At 62.1% G+C, this 18,174-nt stretch carries 17 protein-coding genes; 3 read left to right on the top strand and 14 right to left on the bottom strand.

Annotated elements, in window-relative coordinates; translation table 11 throughout:
* Window positions 1-8: 8 nt before the first annotated feature.
* From KHO49_RS23990 to gcvA, 4 genes are all read right to left on the bottom strand, one after another.
* Entirely contained in the window at window positions 9-371 is a 363-nt protein-coding gene (locus KHO49_RS23990; RefSeq protein ID WP_170001467.1) for a DUF7079 family protein, read from the bottom strand.
* Between the two features lie 52 nt (window positions 372-423).
* Complete coding sequence (locus KHO49_RS23985) at window positions 424-2,352, bottom strand: alkaline phosphatase D family protein (RefSeq protein ID WP_213665905.1); 1,929 nt, start codon at window positions 2,350-2,352, stop codon at window positions 424-426.
* A gap of 103 nt (window positions 2,353-2,455) precedes the next feature.
* Window positions 2,456-3,064, bottom strand: a complete 609-nt coding sequence (locus KHO49_RS23980; RefSeq protein WP_110596399.1) for a LysE family translocator — start codon at window positions 3,062-3,064, stop codon at window positions 2,456-2,458.
* Between the two features lie 125 nt (window positions 3,065-3,189).
* Window positions 3,190-4,119: a transcriptional regulator GcvA gene (gcvA, locus tag KHO49_RS23975; RefSeq protein WP_110596400.1), complete on the bottom strand. Its 930-nt coding sequence runs from the start codon at window positions 4,117-4,119 to the stop codon at window positions 3,190-3,192.
* Between the two features lie 96 nt (window positions 4,120-4,215).
* On the opposite strand from gcvA, the gene KHO49_RS23970 reads away from it, so the two are divergent.
* Window positions 4,216-4,413, top strand: coding sequence for a DUF3077 domain-containing protein (locus KHO49_RS23970; RefSeq protein ID WP_170001464.1), 198 nt, complete (start codon window positions 4,216-4,218; stop codon window positions 4,411-4,413).
* A gap of 69 nt (window positions 4,414-4,482) precedes the next feature.
* Here the strand turns inward: KHO49_RS23970 and KHO49_RS23965 are convergent, their stop codons facing one another.
* On the bottom strand, window positions 4,483-4,806 hold the full coding sequence (locus KHO49_RS23965) for a hypothetical protein (protein ID WP_016968355.1): 324 nt from the start codon (window positions 4,804-4,806) through the stop codon (window positions 4,483-4,485).
* A gap of 167 nt (window positions 4,807-4,973) precedes the next feature.
* Here KHO49_RS23965 and KHO49_RS23960 point away from each other — a divergent pair, with 167 nt between their 5' ends.
* Together KHO49_RS23960 and KHO49_RS23955 are read left to right on the top strand one after the other, a co-directional pair.
* A complete protein-coding gene (locus tag KHO49_RS23960) occupies window positions 4,974-5,684 on the top strand; it encodes a response regulator (RefSeq protein ID WP_047305971.1) in 711 nt (236 codons plus the stop codon).
* The gene (locus KHO49_RS23955; RefSeq protein WP_300242051.1) at window positions 5,681-7,021 is read left to right on the top strand and encodes a sensor histidine kinase; all 1,341 of its coding nucleotides are present in this window, start codon (window positions 5,681-5,683) and stop codon (window positions 7,019-7,021) included. Before KHO49_RS23960 ends, KHO49_RS23955 begins: the two co-directional genes overlap by 4 nt.
* Before the next feature lie 100 nt (window positions 7,022-7,121).
* Here KHO49_RS23955 and KHO49_RS23950 read toward each other — a convergent pair whose 3' ends face one another.
* From KHO49_RS23950 to KHO49_RS23910, 9 genes are all read right to left on the bottom strand, one after another.
* Entirely contained in the window at window positions 7,122-7,859 is a 738-nt protein-coding gene (locus KHO49_RS23950) for a hypothetical protein (RefSeq protein WP_110596403.1), read from the bottom strand.
* 249 nt (window positions 7,860-8,108) lie between these two features.
* Window positions 8,109-9,005 carry a polyphosphate kinase 2 gene (ppk2, locus tag KHO49_RS23945; RefSeq protein WP_181430861.1) on the bottom strand — a complete coding sequence of 299 codons (897 nt, stop codon included), beginning with the start codon at window positions 9,003-9,005 and terminating at the stop codon, window positions 8,109-8,111.
* 438 nt (window positions 9,006-9,443) lie between these two features.
* Complete coding sequence (locus KHO49_RS23940) at window positions 9,444-11,405, bottom strand: aconitase family protein (RefSeq protein ID WP_268562061.1); 1,962 nt, start codon at window positions 11,403-11,405, stop codon at window positions 9,444-9,446.
* Between the two features lie 84 nt (window positions 11,406-11,489).
* Window positions 11,490-11,915 carry a cupin domain-containing protein gene (locus KHO49_RS23935; protein ID WP_102860381.1) on the bottom strand — a complete coding sequence of 142 codons (426 nt, stop codon included), beginning with the start codon at window positions 11,913-11,915 and terminating at the stop codon, window positions 11,490-11,492.
* Between the two features lie 13 nt (window positions 11,916-11,928).
* Window positions 11,929-12,519 (bottom strand): cysteine hydrolase family protein, encoded by a 591-nt coding sequence (locus KHO49_RS23930; RefSeq protein WP_162884085.1) that lies wholly within the window; start codon window positions 12,517-12,519, stop codon window positions 11,929-11,931.
* Window positions 12,520-12,546: 27 nt separating this feature from the next.
* Complete coding sequence (locus KHO49_RS23925; protein ID WP_213665903.1) at window positions 12,547-14,451, bottom strand: FAD/NAD(P)-binding protein; 1,905 nt, start codon at window positions 14,449-14,451, stop codon at window positions 12,547-12,549.
* A 44-nt stretch (window positions 14,452-14,495) separates the two neighbouring features.
* Window positions 14,496-15,671 carry a pyridoxal phosphate-dependent aminotransferase gene (locus KHO49_RS23920; protein ID WP_213665902.1) on the bottom strand — a complete coding sequence of 392 codons (1,176 nt, stop codon included), beginning with the start codon at window positions 15,669-15,671 and terminating at the stop codon, window positions 14,496-14,498.
* Between the two features lie 55 nt (window positions 15,672-15,726).
* Window positions 15,727-16,728, bottom strand: coding sequence for a Fe(II)-2OG oxygenase family protein (locus KHO49_RS23915; RefSeq protein ID WP_249735712.1), 1,002 nt, complete (start codon window positions 16,726-16,728; stop codon window positions 15,727-15,729).
* Window positions 16,729-16,868: 140 nt separating this feature from the next.
* Entirely contained in the window at window positions 16,869-18,113 is a 1,245-nt protein-coding gene (locus tag KHO49_RS23910; RefSeq protein WP_102880824.1) for an MFS transporter, read from the bottom strand.
* Window positions 18,114-18,174 lie beyond the last annotated feature (61 nt).

Genomic DNA, 18,174 nt, shown 5'->3' with positions numbered 1-18,174 from the left:
GCTCGAACCTAGGGCGCATAGTGCTTGCAGATTTCCTCCCAGATATAGGCCCCGCGAAAGCGGATCCAACGGATGAACAAGCGCACGCGAAACGCCTGCCAGCGGTTGCTGCGCCGAAGCGCCAGGCTTGCCTCGATCTCCTCCAGCAAGGGCTCGCGAGCAAAGCCCATCCAGATTTCCGGGATCACTGCCATCAGGTTGATGTAGCACACCGGCGCCACCTCTTCGTAGAGAATGCGCTCCACCTCGGCCCGGTCATAGGCCTGGGTTTCGCGGGCGATGTAGGCGTAGTCCACCTCGTTATCGACAAAGGCGTCCGATAACACGTAGCGAATATCGTCCCGCTGCTTCGGGGTGATGTCTGATGACACGCGGTGCTCCTTCCTTGGGCTTTCGGGGATCTGTCTGGCGCGCTGGCGGATTCTATCTCGGCGCAATCATTCGCGTCGGCGCCGCGCCATTGGCATTGTGCTGGAGGATGGTCACCGGCTGGCCCTGCTGATTGAAAAACACCTGGCCGATCCCCGACGAATTCCACAGTCGCTCCCCGGCTTCGGCATGCTCGGGCACGTGGGGTATCACCTTCATCCGCCGGCGCTTGGTGAACCAGTTCAACGGCGAGCGCGGCGAGTAGAGCCAGCGGTTGAGGCGGTCGAACCATTCCAGCAGGGTGTCGGGGAATTCGTTCTTGATGCCGCTGCTGGTGATCTGCCAGATGCGCGGGCCGCCCTGGCGGTGACGGATCAGCACTTCGTAGACGAAGGAATAATGCACATCGCCGGAGAGAATCACGTAGCTGCCCGGGGTTCGCGAGTGGCGGAAGATGTTCAGGATCACCTGGGCCGAACCGCGATGGGCCATCCAGTTTTCCGCGTCCACCAGCAGCGGGTAACCGCACCAGCTGAAGACTTTCTGCACCGTCTCGATCAGCTTGACGCCGAAGATCGGCGCCGGTGAAACGATGATCGCCGAGGGGTGATCCAGCAGTTCGTGTTGCAGTTCGCACAGGGCCTCCCAGTCCAGCAGGCCCGAGGGCTGGCCCAGGTTGGACTCGCTGCGCCAGCGCCGGGTGCGGGTGTCCAGCACCACCAGGGCCGGGGTGCTGGGCAAGACGTACTGCCACTGTGCAAAGCGCAGCAACTGGTCGATCAAATCGTCCTGGGCCTGACGTTGCAACAGGTGTTTCGGGCCTTGTGGCGTGGCACTCAAGGCGCGGGTGTGGTCCAGCAGTTGGGTGAAGGCGTCCGGGTTGTTGCCCCAGCCCTGGCACAGCATGTACGCCAGCAGCGCGTTGCCGATGATGCGTTTGGAGAAGGGATGACCGTAGGCGGTTTCTTCCCACTGGGCGCTGAGGTTCCAGTCGTCGGTGATGTCGTGGTCGTCGAAGATCATCAGGCACGACAGGTGGGCGAAGACCCGCGCGGCACCCTTCAGACCCTGGACAAAATCATCGATGCGCTGCTGTTCCCGGGTGTAGCGCGTTTGCTGTTCCGGTGTCAGTTGCGGTGGCTGTGGCGCGATCAGGGTCCAGGGCACCGGTGACCACACCAGCAGGTACATGGCCAGCACCTCGGCGAAGGTCACCAGGTGGTTGTCGGCATTGCTGCTGGTGAAGATCGGCTTTTTCACCCCGCCGAAAAACCGCTCGCGCAGGGTTTCATTGCTCTTCAGCGCCGGGAGCAATTCGGCTCGTCGGTAGTAGCTGGCGCCATGGCGGTACAGCGCCTGGCTGTCGGCCACCACCGCGCCCTCCAACTCTTCATCGAACAGCCCGAGGCGCTCGATCAGGGCGTGAACCGCCCGCAACATGGGCCCGGCCACATCGTCGGCGTACACCTGATCGCCGCTCATCATCAACAAGGCGGGGCGCTGTGCGGGCTCGGGCTGTTGCGCCAGCAGGCGGTCGACGCAGAGCAGGCCATCAGTGGACGGGTGATGGGGCTTGCGGCAGGAGCCGTGGAGCAGGTTGTCGATGCGGCTGTGGAGCACGAACTCCGGAGTCCTGGCATCGCCATACAGCAGGTGCGGCGCCCAGTCGGCAATGGATCGGGCGCCGTCCTCGGCGTCGTTGATCAAGAGGTCATAGGCAATCGTCACGTCCTGGGGCAGGGCGTCGTCCAGGGGCACATCGATCAGATGGATAAAGGCCTGGCGCCCGACGGGGATGACCTGGCATTGCTGCTGATCGAGGGGCCGTTCCAGGGCCGGGCCGCCCGTGGGTTGCAGGCGCAGGGTCAGCGGCAACGCCCTTGAACCCACCAGCCACAGCACCAGCCGCGTTGGCTCCAGGCGGCGCAGCAGCGGGCCGGCAAGAACGGAGGGCAGGGCAGGGGCGGGCTTAGTCAGTGGCATCTGCTGCGGGGTCTCTAGCGGTAGCAAAGGGGGCGCAATGGTAGCGCAGCCGATGTCGAAGAAACGTCGGCTGCGGGCGCCGGGTCAAGGCTTTTGTATCCGATTATTTATGGGCGCTGGCCAGCATCACACCGAATCCGAGAAAGGTCATCCCCGACAGTTTGCCGACGATCCTGGCCCCTCGGCTACTGGACAGCCAGCCCCTGGCGCCGTTGGCCATCAGCGCGTAACCGCTGTGCAGCGCAATCACCAACAGGCTGTAGGACGCCACCAGCACAAAGAACTGGCTGTAGTAATCGCCTTGCGGCTGGATGAACTGCGGGAACACCGCGAGAAAGAAAAAACCGGCCTTGGGGTTGAGCAACTGGATCGACAGGGCCTCGACAAAGCGCCGTCCGGGGCGGCTTTTAGTGTCCTGGAGTGGCGGAATGAAACTCTGCGTGCGCCACATCTTCACCCCCAGATACAGCAAGTACAGGGCGCCGATGTACTTGAGCAGGGTAAAGGCGGTGGTTGAGGCCGCCAGGACCAGACCCAGGCTGCTGGCGGAAATCCCCGCCACCACAAAGGCGCCCAGGGCGATACCGAGAATACCCGGCAGTGCCCCGCTCCAGCCGTGGCGCAGGGCGTTGGACAGGGTCAGCACCACCCCGGGGCCGGGGCTGAGAATGGTCAGGGTGGCCAGCAGTAAAAACAGTCCATAACTTGCCATGGAGCACTCCAGAAATGAGCCATTGAAGGGGCGCAGCCTGCTCCGCGGTTGGCGGCCTGACAAACGCTTTAATTGCACGGCTGATGTGCCTAAATCAGATCCATGCACAGGCTCTACAAAGCGTGTCAGGCGCCGCTGGCCCGGGCGGGCACCTGGGTCCGATTAGTCACCGCGTCCTGCTGAATCTGCGCCAGCATCCACTCGATAAACACCTGGGCTTCGGGGGCGGCATCGGCGGCGAGCGCGTAGTAATAGCGGGTCAGCGGCTGGTGCAGTTCCGGCAACGGGCAGACCAGCCGGCCGCTGCTCAGATCCTTGGCCAGCAACGAGGCCGGGCACAGCGCCAGCCCCAGGCCGTCGACACAGGCCTGGAGCACGAAGTGCAGATGGTCGAAATGCAAGGTCGGTGGCTGGCGCAGTGGCTTCAGACCGCAGTGTTCCAGCCATTTTTGCCAGTCGTTGGCGCGGGTACGACTGACCAGCAGGGTATGGCGTCCCAGATCCTTGGGGCTGTTCAGCGCTGCGCTTTGCAACAGCGAGGGCGCGGCCACCACCAGGATTTCATCCTCCAGCAAGCGCTGAGGCTGCAGCGATGGCGCCCAGCCCGAACGCCCGCGGCGAATCACCAGATCGAAGGTTTCCTTGGCCGGGTCGGGGAGCAGGGTGCTGGTCACCACTTCCGGCTGGATCTGCGGGTACAGCGCCATGAACTGCGGCAAGCGCGGAATCAGCCAGCGCACCGCGAAGGACGGCCGCACATTGACAGTCACCTTGCGCAGGGCCGCGCCGCGGCGCAGTGACACCGCGGCCGCGGCGATCTGGGTCAGGGCCACGCTGACCTGTTCATAGAAGGCTTGCCCGGCGGGGGTCAGCACCGACTGGCGAATGCGCCGTTCGAACAGCAACACACCCAGGTGCTCTTCCAGCAGTTTGATATGGCGGCTTACCGCGCTGTGGCTCACGTGCAGTTCTTCAGCCGCGCGGCTGAAACTCTCATGGCGAGCGGCGGCGGCAAAGGCGCGGACGGCGTTCAAGGGGGGAAGGTCAGTGATCATGTGTCTAATTTAGTCACCTATGCGGCGCAATAAAAGCGTTTGTCAGTGCCACATCGTTAACGTCCATCGCGAGCAAGCTCGCTCCTACATCCAGACGTGCCGCTGCGCGAAGCCCTGGAGCAGGTGTCGCAATTGCTGTTCCACGCCAAGCATCTGGCTCGGGACGCGGCGCTGGAGCGGGATGACCGCTATGCCTGGGCCGCTCATTACTTCAGCGAGATGGGCAAGGCGATTGTCGATGATTTGTGCCTGGGGAGCTGGCCGGCTGCCGGGGAAGGGCAGCGCGCGGGTTGAGGTGAAGCTTTAAAGGTCTGTGCAGGCGCAGGGAGCCCGGAGGTGAGTTGCTCCCCGCCTGCGATTCTCTCAGGCCGAGGCCTTATGCTCTTCGCCGCGTTCAATGCTCTGCGGCTGGCCTTGTTCGATCACCCAGCGCAGCAGCTCGGTCACCGACACCCGGTGCTTGCGTTCCACCCATTCCATGCCTTCGGGGCTGTAGTGCTCGCTGTAGCGGGTCAGCACCAGGTAGTGCTGGTCGTCGGACAGGCGCAGGCTGACTTCGCGGCAATGCAGGCTGGCGTCGGCGAGTTTGGTCACCCGTTGCAGCAGCATCAGGGCGTGTTGATCGGAGGTCGGCAGGGGCAGATCCTGCGCGACGAGAGGGGCCGGGGCGGGGTTGATCAGGCGCATGGTCAGGGTTCTCCAGCAAGGGGAAGCCGATGCTGGCAGGCAAACCTTGCGCAAAGATGTCTGCTTTATTGCGCCGCTGAAGGTTTGTTACTGCGTTGAAATATATGACGCCGGGCGGCGAATGGTTTTAGATAACCGCTTACTCCGACTTGAAGTGATGTCCGCTGGTGAGCCGTCTCTTGATCGTGGACGACGACATTGAAGTCCTCGCGCTGCTGAAGAAATTCTTTGTCCAACAGGGCTATCAGGTGGCCGTGGCCACCGATGGTGCGTCGCTGTGGGCGGCGCTGGAGCGCGAGGTGCCGGACCTGATCATCCTCGATCTGATGCTCCCCGGCGACAACGGCCTGACCCTGTGCCAGCGTCTGCGCCAGCAGCACGCCACGCCGGTGATCATGCTCACCGCCATGGGCGAGTTGAGCGACCGGGTGGTGGGGCTGGAGATGGGCGCCGACGATTACCTGAGCAAGCCTTTCGATGCCCGTGAGCTGCTGGCCCGGGTGCGGGCGGTGCTGCGCCGGGCTGGGGAGAGCCGGCCGGTGAGCGGCGAGGTGCCACGGCCCTTGATCAAGTTCGCCGACTGGCAACTGGACCTGACCCGCCGCGAGCTGCGCTCGCCGGACCAGGTGATGATTCCGTTGTCGGCGGGGGAGTTCGACCTGCTGCTGGTGTTTGTCGAGCACCCGCAGCGCATCCTCACCCGCGAGCAGTTGCTGGACCTGGCCCGGGGCCAGGCCCATGACGCCTTTGATCGCAGCATCGATGTGCAGGTCAGCCGTCTGCGGCGCAAGCTGGAGTTCGACACCAAGCGCCCGGCGATGATTCGCACCGTGCGCAACGGCGGTTACCTGTTCACCCCCAGCGTGACCCGCCAGTGAAGCTGATCAAGCCCCTGTGGCGCTATCGACTGCGCGACACCGTGGCGCGCTGGATTGCCCTGACCATCATCATGGCCATGCTCACCGCCCTGGCGTTCAATGCGCTGTTCGTGCAGTTGGCCGGGGTCTGGGCCTATCCACCGCTGGCGGAAACCGGGTTGCTGGAAAAGTCCGCGGCCATCGTGCGCATGATCGAAGCCTCGGAGCCGGGCCAGCGCCCGCAACTGGCGGCGGCGGTCAGCAGTGATCACCTGAGTATCCGCTGGCAGCCGACTCGCCAGGGCTTTGCCCTGCCTGAGCTGGACGACCCGGAGTATCGGGTCGGCTCGGAAGGTATCCGCGCCATGCTGCAACCGCCCCAGCGACATATCGAGGCCTACCAGCCCAGTGACTGGCCGGGCCCGGATGGGCGTTACGCGTTGCTGGTGCAACTGACTGATCAGAGTTGGGTGATGTTTTCCTCGGCGTCGCGCAGTTGGGGCCTGGAGGAGGGCACGCGCAACCTGATCGTGATCGCCCTGGTGCTGATCTCCACTGGCCTTGTGGCCTTGATCGCCACGCGCCGGCTGGCCAAGCCGCTGCAGCAGTTCGCCCAGGGTGCGCGGCGCTTTGCCGTGGACTTTCGCGCGCCGCCCATCGATCCGGTGGGCCCCCACGAAATCCGCCAGGCCATCCTCGCCTTTAACGCCATGCAGGCGCAGTTGCAGCACTTCATCAAGGACCGCACGCAGATGCTCGCGGCCATCTCCCATGACCTGCGCACACCGCTGACCCGCATGCGCCTGCGCGGCGAGTTCATCGAAGATGCCGATCAGCAGCAGCGCCTGTTTCGTGATGTGGACGAAATGCAGGCCATGATCAATTCGGCCCTGGAGTTCTTTCGCGACGATGCACGGCTGGAACAGGCCACCCATTTCGATCTGGCCGAGCTGCTGCAGACCCTGGTGGACGACTATCGCGACCAGTCCATGGAGATCCTTTTCAGCGGCCCGCCGCGCCTGGTGTATTGCGGCCGGCCCCTGGGGCTCAAGCGGGTGATGACCAACCTGCTGGATAACGCGATCAAGTACGGGGGCGAGCCGGCCATCGTGCTGGAGCAGGGCGCCGATCAATTGCGGGTGCGGGTGCTGGACCGTGGCCCGGGAATTGCGCCCGAGGCGCTGGAGCAGGTATTTGCGCCGTTCTACCGGCTGGAGAGTTCGCGCAACAAGAGCACCGGTGGCGTGGGCCTGGGGCTGTCGGCGGCGCGGGCCATCGTCCGCGAGCATGGCGGCGAGTTGCGCCTGTTCAATCGTGAAGGCGGTGGGTTGGAAGCGCGGGTGGAGTTGCCGCTGTAGCCGCTGCCGCAGGCTGCGACAAGGCCCGAAGGGCCTTGCGAAGTCCTTCGAGCGCCCAGGCCGGCCGATCCCAGCCTGGGAACACTGAATCCGTTGCGGCTCAGGACCAGTCGAAGCAGAACAGCACCAGGCCTTCCACCGGCTCATAGAACATCACGATCAGGTCGGCGCCGCTGATGCCATAGTGGTAAGCCGGAGCCCCGAGTACGTGCTGGAAGCGCCGGCCCGCGGGGCTCAAAGGCCAGACGTCGATGTCGCCGCTGTCATCGGTGGCCTCGACGATATCCATGGGGAACTCCACGGTTTCCACCCAATTGCCGTAACCCTCGGCGACACCGCCGATCTCATCGATAAAGGTCAGGCGCTGCTCGTCATCTTCCGGCCAGGTCAGGTAGCCCAATTGCTGGTAGCGCTGGCGCGCGGTCTGGTAGGCGGCATGCTGCTCGGCGTAATGGCGTTGCAGCTCGCTGCGCAAGTTACGCTGTGGTTCGGGCAACTGGGCGTTGTCCGGGTGCAGAAAGAAGTAGCGCGGGTCGCCGCACAGGCGGTAGCGACCGTGCTCGATCTTGAAGCCGATCCAGTTGGTTTTCAGCAGCTCGCTGCCAAAGCCGCAGTGTTCCGTCAACTCGCCCACCAACCCCTCGTGAGGTTCGATGGGGCTTAACAGGTGCAGGCGCCCGGACCATTCGGGGTTGATCAGGCTGGCGTCTATGGACAGCAGCGGCAGCAGGTGTTCGGCCAGCTCTTGCTGGTCGGCGACGAACACGTCCTTGGCGTCGGGAAAGGCCATGGCGCCGGGAGGCAGTTGGGTGTAGTGCGCGGTGGCAACGGTGGGCATTGATCGAGTCCTTGATGATTGGGCATGTATGGCGCGCAAGCGCGGTCGCGATTTTGCGGGGTTGCTGACGAATGAACAATCCGTTGGCGGCGCGCAAGGACAGCGTTTGTCTGCACGGTTCGGTCATGGGGGCCGCGGTGTGTAGGCGGTTTCAGTGGAGGTGGGGTGATCAAACCGTTTGAAGGAGGGGAGGTGGCGAACGGGGCGTAAACCTCAAGGTTGGCGCCCCGTAGCGTGTTGCAGTGATGCTCAGGCTGACAGGGCCAGTTTTGTAGCGCCGACGTCCGCCGTCGCCTGGGCCTGGGTGCGCTCATCTTCTTCCAGCCCCCGGGAGGCGCGGCCCACCAGCAGTGGGTCCGGGGCGTGGGCGACTTTCAGGTCCTTGCCCGGGTAGTCCAGCTCATGCAGGAAATGGCGGATGCAGTTGATCCGCGCGCGCTTCTTGTCGTCGGACTTGATCACCGTCCACGGTGCATCGGCGGTGTCGGTGTGGAAGAACATCGCCTGCTTGGCGGCGGTGTATTCGTCCCACTTGTCCAGGGACTTGATGTCGATGGGGGAGAGCTTCCAGTGCTTGAGCGGGTCGTCCCGGCGTGAGATGAAGCGCCGCAACTGTTCTTCGCGGTTCACCGAGAACCAGAACTTGAACATCAGGATGCCGCTGTTGCACAGCATGCGTTCCAGCTCCGGGGTCTGGCGCATGAACTCCAGGTATTGCAGGGGCGAGCAGAACTCCATCACGCGTTCGACCCCGGCGCGGTTGTACCAGGAGCGGTCGAAGAAGACCATTTCCCCGGCGGTGGGCAAATGCTGGATGTAGCGCTGGAAGTACCACTGGCCCTTTTCCTGTTCCGAGGGCTTTTCCAGGGCCACGATCCGCGCGCCACGGGGGTTGAGGTGTTCCATGAAGCGCTTGATGGTGCCGCCTTTACCGGCCGCATCACGGCCTTCGAACAGCACCACGATGCGCTGCCCGGTTTCCTTGACCCAGCTCTGCACCTTGAGCAGCTCGATCTGCAGCTCGTTCTTGGCCTTTTCGTACTCGGCGCGGCGCATGCGGTTGCGATACGGATAGTTGCCCGGCAGCGCAGCGGACACGCTGTCTTCATTGGAACCGCGAGGCGCGCTGGCCACTTGCAGGGCCATGGGCTTCTGGCTGATGGCGTTGATTTCGGCTTCGGCGGCTTTCACCGGGGCGGTCTTGGTTGTGCGTGGGCGGCGAGGGCGCGGCGTAGCCGCTTTGCGTGGAGCAGCCTTGGTGCTGGCAGGGCTGGTTGTGGCCGGAGCGTTTTGCGCTGGGGCGGGAGGCACGGGCAGGGCGGTGGATTCTTCACTCATGGGAGGGGGGCCTGTAGTTGCGTTCAATGTCCTCCGGTCATTTTTAGGGCTGGGCAGTTGGCGGCCGTTGATCTCGATCAAGTTTGTAATAAGGAAAAGTCGGTAATCAGTTGAGATTTTTTCGGCGGCTCATTCGGGAGCTATCTGACCTGGGGCGCTGGCCATAACGGCTGACGATGGCGCCGCAGGATCTTGGTGCGCGCAGCGGTGAAAGGACGGCGGATATCAATCCGCCTCCTGTCGTTTTCAGTGAGCCAGAGCCGGTCGCCGGTCCGCGGGATCGCGCTGGCCGGGCTTGGAGGCTGCCGAGGTGGCGGCACTGTGTCGGGTTTGCAGGGCGCCGAACGAGGTGATGTAACCGGCAATGGCGCTGGCGACCACGGTCGGCGGGCTGGCCAGCCAGACCTGACCTGGACCGGAGCGCCCCGGAAAATTCCGGTTGATGGCGCTGACGGTGACCTGCTCCTGGTGGGTCGATGAACCAGGGCCGCAGTTAGCGCAGGCGCCGCAGGCCGGCTGCAGCAGTTGCGCGCCAAAGGTTTCGAAGGCCGGCAGGTAACCCTGCTCCTCGCAGTAGTCGCGAACATCCACGGTGCCGAATTGCAAATAGAGTTTGACCTCGGGATGCAGCCGCAGGTCGTTTTCCAGCGCCCAGTTGATCACCTCGAAATAATGATCGAAGTCATCGCGCTTGCCGGCGGTGCAGGAACCGCCATAGGCGATATCGACCCTGACCCGCTCGGTCAGGTCGGTGAGGCGCTGTCCGTTGCCGGGGTCGCCCGGAGCGGCAATCATCGGCAGGATCTGATCGCAGTCGAGGACGATCGTGTCGGCGTACTTCGCCTCGGGGTCGCTGGTCATCCAGGGTTCGAGCACGAAGTCGAGCTGGCGTCGCTCCTTGAGAAAACGAACGGTCTCTTGATCGGGCACGACGATCCCGCTGAAACCACCCAGCTCCGCTGTCATGTTGGTGAGGGTGGTGCGTTCGTCGGTAGACAGGAACGCCAGGGCCGGGCCACCGAATTCGAAGATCTTGCCGACGCCGTGGCCGGCTTTGATCCGGCTATCGGCCAGCAGGGCCAGCACCAGGTCCTTGGCGGTCACGCCGGCGGACAAGCGGCCGACCAGGGAAATGCGCAGCACCTGTGGATACACGGTCCTGACCGAGCCGGTCATGAAGGCGTTGGCCATGTCGGTGGTGCCCACGCCAAACGCCAGGCAGCCGAGTGCGCCGCTGTGGGGGGTATGGGAGTCGGTGCCGACCACGACTTGTCCGGGCAGGGCATAGTGCTCGGCCATCATCGCGTGGGAGATGCCCTCGCTGCCTTCGGCCGGCAGATAGCCGTGGGCGCTGAGTCGATGCTTGGCGACGAAGTCCCGATGGGCTTGAGACAAGCCATCGAGTTCGCCCACCAGGCTCTGTTGCAGGTGCGCCGGGCTGCGGTGCTTGTAGGACAAGTGGTCCTCAAACGCCAGGATCGATTCCGGCTGGTACACAGAGAAGCGTTCGCCGAAGGCATCGTGGAGCAAATGGGCGCAAAGCCCGGTGTAGTACTCGTGGATAAAGCGCCAGTCGGCCTTCAGCAGAATGCCGGCGCCCTGCTCGACGCGTTCGGCGCCGGGGGCCTTGAGCAAATGCCGATGAATGATCTTCTCGGCAAAAGTCAGGGGCCCGGTGGGCTGCTGCGGCGATGCTTCTGCGGGCTGGTCCGGCTGCTGACGCAAATGTTCGCGCCCGTAGTTGAGCAGCCCGCCGCTGCGCAGAATGGCCGTGGACAGCGCATCCCTGTTGCCGATCAGCTCCTCCAGCGCCAGCTCCTCGCCAGCCTGCAAGCGCGGCACCAAGGACAAGTCGGTGGAGGTCAGCAGCCCGATGTTGTCGGCGTTCTGTCGGTAGATGCGCTCGAAGCTTTCGGCGATGACCAGGCGGATGCCGGCTTTTTTCTCCGCCAGCGGGCTGTGCTCGCGGGAAGAACCTTTGCCGTAGCGGGTGCCCGCCACGCTCACTGTAAAGCCTCCGGAGGCGACATCGTCCTTGCCGATAGGCAGCACCGGGCCCGTCTTGAGGCCGACATAAGGGTATGAACCCAGCCGCTGGTCAAAGAAAGCCAGCACCGGAATCGGCGTTATTTCATCCGTTGAAATGTCATCGCGCAGGGGCTGTGCCTCCTCGAGGGTCAGTGTTTGCCCCCCCAACTGCCGTGACACTTTCAAAGGATCGCTGCTTAGAAAAAGCAACTTTGCGTCAAGCTTGAAACCCATGATTTACCCCAAAAGAAATGGCCGACGGTTTCAGATCAAGTGCCGACCGTCATAGACGCTGTTGTCGTAGGCGGCATGCTTGGCGGCCTCGGCGGCTGGCGCTGGTTTCGCGGTCACGGCGCCTCCCCAGGTGGCATAGATCAACGCGCCCTTGGAGGACTTCCAGGCGTGGGTGCTGCCTGGCGGGTAAATCACCAGGTCGCCCTTGAGGTAAATCCCGTTTTCATCCTCAAAGTCACCGTCGAGGATCAGAAAGGTTTCATGGCCGTGGTGGTGGTGAGATTGGGCGCTGGCGCCTGCTTCGCAACGGATCAGGGCAATGCGCTGGGCACTCTCCTGGCACTCGAACAGCGTGTGAATACTGGCGCCGCTGCGACCCAGTTGTTGATGAGTCGACCATTGGATCGAATCCGGCTCGCTGGATACATTCAGCAGATTGAAAACTGTCGGGTTCATGGATGTGCGCCTGTTATAGAGAAGAGGTGATGAAGCTGAAGGTCGAGCTGATGTTTGCCGTGCGGGAGATTCTTTCTATCGCCGCCAGGTGACGCTCCTGGGTCACCGCCGCGCAGGCATCTTCCAGAACGGTGATCTTGAAGTCCCTGTCATGCCCGTCGAGGGTGGTGGCGAGGATGACGTGTTCGGTCGACACCCCTGTCAGAACCAACTCTTCAATGCCTTGGGTGCGGAGTATCAATTCCAGGTTGGTTTGATAGAACGGGCTGACCCGGCTCTTGGCGATCACGATTTCGTCCTCGCGGGGGCGCAGGTCGTCGTGCACCTGGGTCGACCAGGTCTGCAACTTCAAGACGCCATGCTCCTTGGCGGGAGCGAAGACTCGGGAGTGCGGGGGGAAGCCTTCATAGTGGGCGTTGAAACCGACGACGATAAAGATGATCGGCAGGTGATTGCTGCGGGCGTAGTTCAGGGCCGACGCGGCCTTTTCCAGCACCCGACGTTCCTGGGTCTGTTGGTAATAGCCTTCACGGGCATAAACCCCTTCGGGATGGACAATTTCATTGATGAAGTCCATGACCAGCAGTGCTTTGTTTGCAGACATCATTCATTCCTTTAAATGAGGGGCCGATCAGGCCACTTCAGTGATTGCCACAGGCGCTTGGGCGTAGGCCAACTGCAGTGCATCGGACGCCACGTAGTGGGCATCCTGGGCAAAGTCGGTCCAGAAGCCCGGGCGGCTACTGCCGGCCTGCATGAACCAGCGGGTGTGCTCGGAAGGCAGGCCCAGGACGTAGAGCCCCTTGATGGGCTGGCCCGCGCGGTCGATCGGGTGATAAGGGCCGGGGGTGACGGCAACGCCGCCGGTGACGAAGGCCTCGTCGACCCCCTGGTTGATGTAGTTGGTCCAGTACCCGCGCCGCACCAGGTTTCTGGTCAGCGGTGATGGGTCTCGGAGCAAGTCCGGCGAAGGGATTCGGCCGTCGATGACCACATCGATCAATTGCCTGGAGTGACGGACCCGAGGGGATTCGATGCTGAACTTGCGGTGCTGGGTATCGATGCCATAGACCGTTTCAGGTCCCACCAGCGTCAGTACCCCCGCAGCGATCAGGGCGCGGATTTGCTCGGTGCGGTAAAGGGGCGGCCCCGCGGTGAGAAACAGGCTGGTAGGGGCGTAGTACTGCAGGAAATCTTCTTGATGCGAGCGGGGAGTCAGCCGGCCGAAATCCACCACGCTCCTGATCAGGGCGCGGGTATCGCGAATGGTATCCAGGGCGGCTTTCATCGGGTTGTCGACGTTGCCCTCGCGGGCGCTGCACAAGTCGTCTTCCAGCACCCGATCAAGGGCTAGGGCAAAGTCTGCCGGGCTGTGGAACTCTTGGGCGCGGAACGGCTTGGCCAGTCGGTCCAGTTCCAGGACCGGAAGGTCGCTCACGCCGAAATCGGCAGCCGCGGCGACCAGGGCTGGCAACGAGAACAGTTGCTGTTGCGCCACGCGATGCTTGAACTGCTGTTCGGCTGCCTGCCCCGCCTGGGCCCGTATGGCGGTGGCGAAGTAGACGATGTTGATTTCCACCAGCAACAGCGGGAGCACTTCGGTAGCGAACTCGATGTGACCGCGTTTTTGCAGCGCGTCGATCTTGTCGCGGGTGATGCACAGCGGTTGGTACTGAAAGTTCGGGCCTTTCTGGTTGCGGCCCCTGGCGGGGATCAGCATGCCGCTGCGGGAGCCGGCGAACAGCTTGGGTTCACGGTGCGACGGGATGTAGGTGGTGACACCGTCAACAACGCTGAAGCGACCTCCACGACCGACCGTCAGGGCGGCGACGATGTCGTGGAACGCCAGGCCCAGGCCGACGATTCCCACCTGCTGCTCAGACTGGATTCGCGACAGCGGCATGTCGGCTGCGGAGTCGCCGCGAAAGAACTCCAGCCCGGTCGTCTGCTGGGCGAACTGTTGCAGCTCCCTTTCCCAGCCGATCAACTCGGGGGTTGGGTGCCCGGTGGCGATGACCACCTTGTCGACCTGGAGAAAAGCCCCGTTATCCAGCTCCAGGGTTTGGACGTTTTCCTCGTTGAGCAGATCGACGACCACCGCCGGTACGCGCTGCAGCGAAATGTTCGGCGTGAAGCTGGCCTCGATGGTCGACAGGACGAATTGCATGTACTCGCCATGTACCGCGCGCGGCGCATAGGCATTGGGGCCCGGGTAGGCCGGGTCTACGGAGCTCCACCACTGTGCCAGCGACGGCCCGGCGCCCGGCCTGATCGGGCCGTCGTCCAAGGGCCCGGAGAAGGACGAAACCTCCTCGGCGACGGTATTCATCACGTAGTGGCGTGGTTGATCGGTGCGCCAAACCCGGCCGGAGCCCATTTGCGCGCTGTCGATCAGATAGACCATGACTTGTTTGAGCGGGGCGTCCATGAGCATGAGCGCGGCCAGGCGCTCCAGCACAGACAGACCACGGGGGCCGCTGCCGATGATAGCGATACGGTGTGCAGGCGACGAAGGCGTGATGTGTCGTAGAGACATACTGACTCCTGTTTGTATGTGATGACGGTTCAAAGGGCGGGCAATTATTTGAAGGCTTGATGAAAGCGCCTGATGGCTTCGTCTATGGCTTCATCGCTACCGGCAAAGGACAGTCGGATATAGCCTTCGCCCCCCTCACCAAAGGCGGTGCCTGGGGTGACGGCGACTTTCGCGGTGCTGAGCAGCCAGCGGGTAAACGCCAGGGAGTTTTCAAAGCCCAGGTCGGCGATGGAGGCAAACAGATACAGTGCGCCCTCGGGGGCTACGCACTGGATGCCGGCAATGCTCTGAAGGCCTTCAATCAGCCGGTCGCGGCGCTTTTGATAGGAGGTCACCATGTCGGCTATTCGGTGTTGGCAACCTTTGAGGGCCGCAACGCCGCCGCGTTGAATAAAGGAGCCCGCACAGCCGACGGTGTGCTGATGGACTTTGAGCAGCTCATTGGAAATGCGCTCGCAGCTGACGACGTACCCCAGGCGCCATCCGGTCATCGCGTAGGCTTTGGAAAAGCCGCTGATGGTAACGGTGATGTCCTGGGCGCCTTCGATGCTGGCGATGCTGATATGTCGGGCCTGGCCGTAGATGACCTTTTCGTAGATCTCATCGGAAATGATGTACAGCCTGTGTTTCAACGCCACCTGCACCACCCCGGTGACCTCTTCGCGGGTCAGCACGCGGCCGGTGGGGTTGTTGGGGTTGTTGATCAGAATGGCTTTGGTGCGTGGCGTGATCGCCTGTTCCAGGGCGTCGGCTTCGAGCATGAAGCCGTTTTTGCCGTCCAGCGGCACGGCCTTGACGGTGGCACCGGCCATGGCCGCCATGGCCTTGTAGCTCACCCAGCTGGGGGTTGGGATGATGATTTCATCGCCCTGGTCCAGCAAGGTCATCAATGTGATGAACAGCGCGTGCTTTGCCGATGGCGTGACAATGATGTTCTTGTCGGCGGCCAGATCGAGCCCATGTTCGGTCTTGTATTTATGGGCTACGGCGTCCAGCAGTGCCTTGGTGCCACGGCTGGGTGTGTAATGAGTGTCACCGTCTGACAGTGCTTCAACGGCAGCATCTACGACATGATTGGGCGTCCTGAAGTCAGGTTCACCACCGCCGAGATCGACGATATCTTCCCCCTGCTCACGCAGGCTGCGCACCATATCCAAAATGGCGTAAGTTTCCGAAAGCTCAAGGTTTTCAACCCGTTTGGAGAATGCGTGTAGGCGCATTTAAATCACCCTGACTGGTCATGCTGATAATGAAGTTATTGTTTTAGCGGTGAACTTAGTCGATGACGCAGCCGGCCCGGTTATTGGCCCAGTACGCTTCGTAACTTTCGGCAGTGCGGGAGTCTTTGAAGGCATAGGTCTTCAACAGCCAGCGCGCAGCAGCACTCTCAGGATTGAGGATGTCGATCTTTTCCCGGTTATGCAGGCCATCCTGATTGGCGAACGTCAGCAGGTCGCCAGTGAGAATGCGATGGCGCTTGCATTGAGAGCGGGTCATTGCACTTTTGAAAGCAATGAAGGCATCCCGCGCTTCGAGCGGTGCTTCTTCAGCCACGCAGGTCATGGTGTCGAGGAAGCGAATGGAGTGAAGGTTACTCAGGATCGGGTGTTTCTCGGAGGTGCTCAGTTGTTTGTTCATGTCCCGTGAGAAGACATCGAAAACCGTATAGAAGTGTGGTTCACGCAAGTAGGCGATGTGCTTGGGTTCCAGGTTGTTCACGATGTCCGCGCCGTCGATGTAGCCGGTGTAGATCAGGTCATCATCGGGGCAGCGCATGCCCAGCAGGGTGATGTAGTCGGCCCGGACTTTATGGGCGGTGCGGTCATTGTGAAACACCAGTTCGCTGTCGCTGAAGCCGGTGAGTTGTCCGCTGTATTTCTTGATCGCGATGACATCGGTAAAGAAGTCACCCTGGTTTCTGGTTTCGTAGGACAGCAGCGGAGTGCCTGTCAGTTGGGCGAACAGTTCGAGAAAGGCTTCGCTGATGAACTTGTTCTTTTTCAGGTGTTTGTCACTGACTGGATCGTCCGGGTCCAACTCGGGGATGACTTGGTCCATGGGGCAGTTGCGGATCACGTGGATCTTCTGCTGATGGCGAGCGCGTTCATCGCTGATGAGTTGGCAGGCCTTTACAAAACGCTGTGGAACCTGGGAGTGCAGCTCTTTTATTGCTTCTGAGAAGTCGCTGTAGTTCTTGTAGGGCGATAGCTGGACTTGTTCAAGAAGACTCAGTAGTTGCGACTTTTCACCGGCTTCAAAAATAAATAGCGGGATCATTGGTTTCCTCCATGGAATAAGATCGGACTAGTTAATCGAATGGTTAGGCAGTTGGCGTATATAAGTCAGTGCGCGACGCGTGCCGTTCTTAAAGTTGTATGGCACGCGTTATAGTTGTGAAACTTTTATGAACAGCAACTTCAAGCCGAGCCAAGTTCCAGCGCGTAGTTTTTTTCAACACGAGGAAACAGCGGTACGGTCAACAGGGCGCAGAAGGCGGCTGCCAACCACACCAGGCTCCAGGAAAAATGAGTCATCAGGGCGGAGGCCGCGATGGGGGTCGCGAACAGCACCACAAACACGCAGGTATTGCCCATGGCCAGGGCGGTACCGGCGCGACTGGCGCCGGCCAGTGTGGCCAGTTCGGTGTAGGCAACACCGTGCCAGGCGGACACGCTGATCCCGGCGACGACCATCACACCGATGATCACGGCGCTGGCCAGCGGGGTTTGGCTGATGCCATAGAAGCTGGCGGCCGATACCGTCCCGCTCAAGGCCAGGAAGGTCAGGGTGCTCAACCAGGCGCAGGCCTTGAGGTAGCTGCGGCGGTTCTTGTTTTTGTCGGTCCAGCGTCCGCTCCAGATCCTGCTGACGATCGCGCCAATCTGGATGACTGCCAGAGTCGCGGAAACCAGGGTGATGTTGATGTTGCCGAAGTCATGAAAGAACACCGCCGCATAAGTGAGAATGGCAAATTGCGGGGCGCAGAGCAGGCCGATGGCCAGGACGATTCGCCAGATTCTCGGGTCTTTCAAGGGGCTGTTGCTGCTCTCCAGGCTCTGTTTTTTTGCCGCGCTGCTGGAGAAGTCCGGCTCATACAGCCATAACCAGGCAAACAGGGCGGCCACCAGGCAGAACAGCGCCGATGCCGTGAATACTTCGATAAAACCGTAGGTATGAGCCAGGTAGGGCAACACCACCGCGCCCAAGGCATAACCCCCGGGTACAGCGGTTTGCCGGATGCTCATGGCCAGCCCGCGCTCGCCTTCCTTGAACCAGGCCATGATGGCCCGGCCGCTGGCGCCGTTGACGCTGCTGCCCAGCAGGCCCACGGTGAACAGCCCCGCCGCCAGCAGGACCACCGTGGGGGCATAAAAGGCCAGCATGGCCAGGATCAGCAAGGCTATGCCGGAGGTCAAAAGCCCGGTCAGCAGAACCGGACGATCCCCCCAGCGATCGGTGAGCAGCCCCCAGGGAATTTCGCTGATGGCGATGCCCAGTCCGAGCACCCCCAGGACCAGCCCCAGCTCCGCGTTGTCCAGCTGATAGGTGGCGCGCATATAGACCGCTGTAGCGGGCAGTCCACCCACCACACTGGAAAAGCTGGCGTTGGCCGCAACGCCGACGCCGAGCACTTTCCAACGGTGACCGTTATCTACAGGCATAAGAATCCCACTAGTTAAATAGTTGTGGGTCAAAAGACTCTCATGGGAGTATCGTCTCGAA

The sequence above is a fragment of the Pseudomonas sp. RC4D1 genome (assembly GCF_018390395.1).
GTDB classification, from domain to species: Bacteria; Pseudomonadota; Gammaproteobacteria; order Pseudomonadales; family Pseudomonadaceae; genus Aquipseudomonas; species Aquipseudomonas danubii.
The sequence above is the reverse complement of the archived record's forward strand: the minus strand, read 5'-3'. Positions and strand labels throughout refer to the sequence as shown.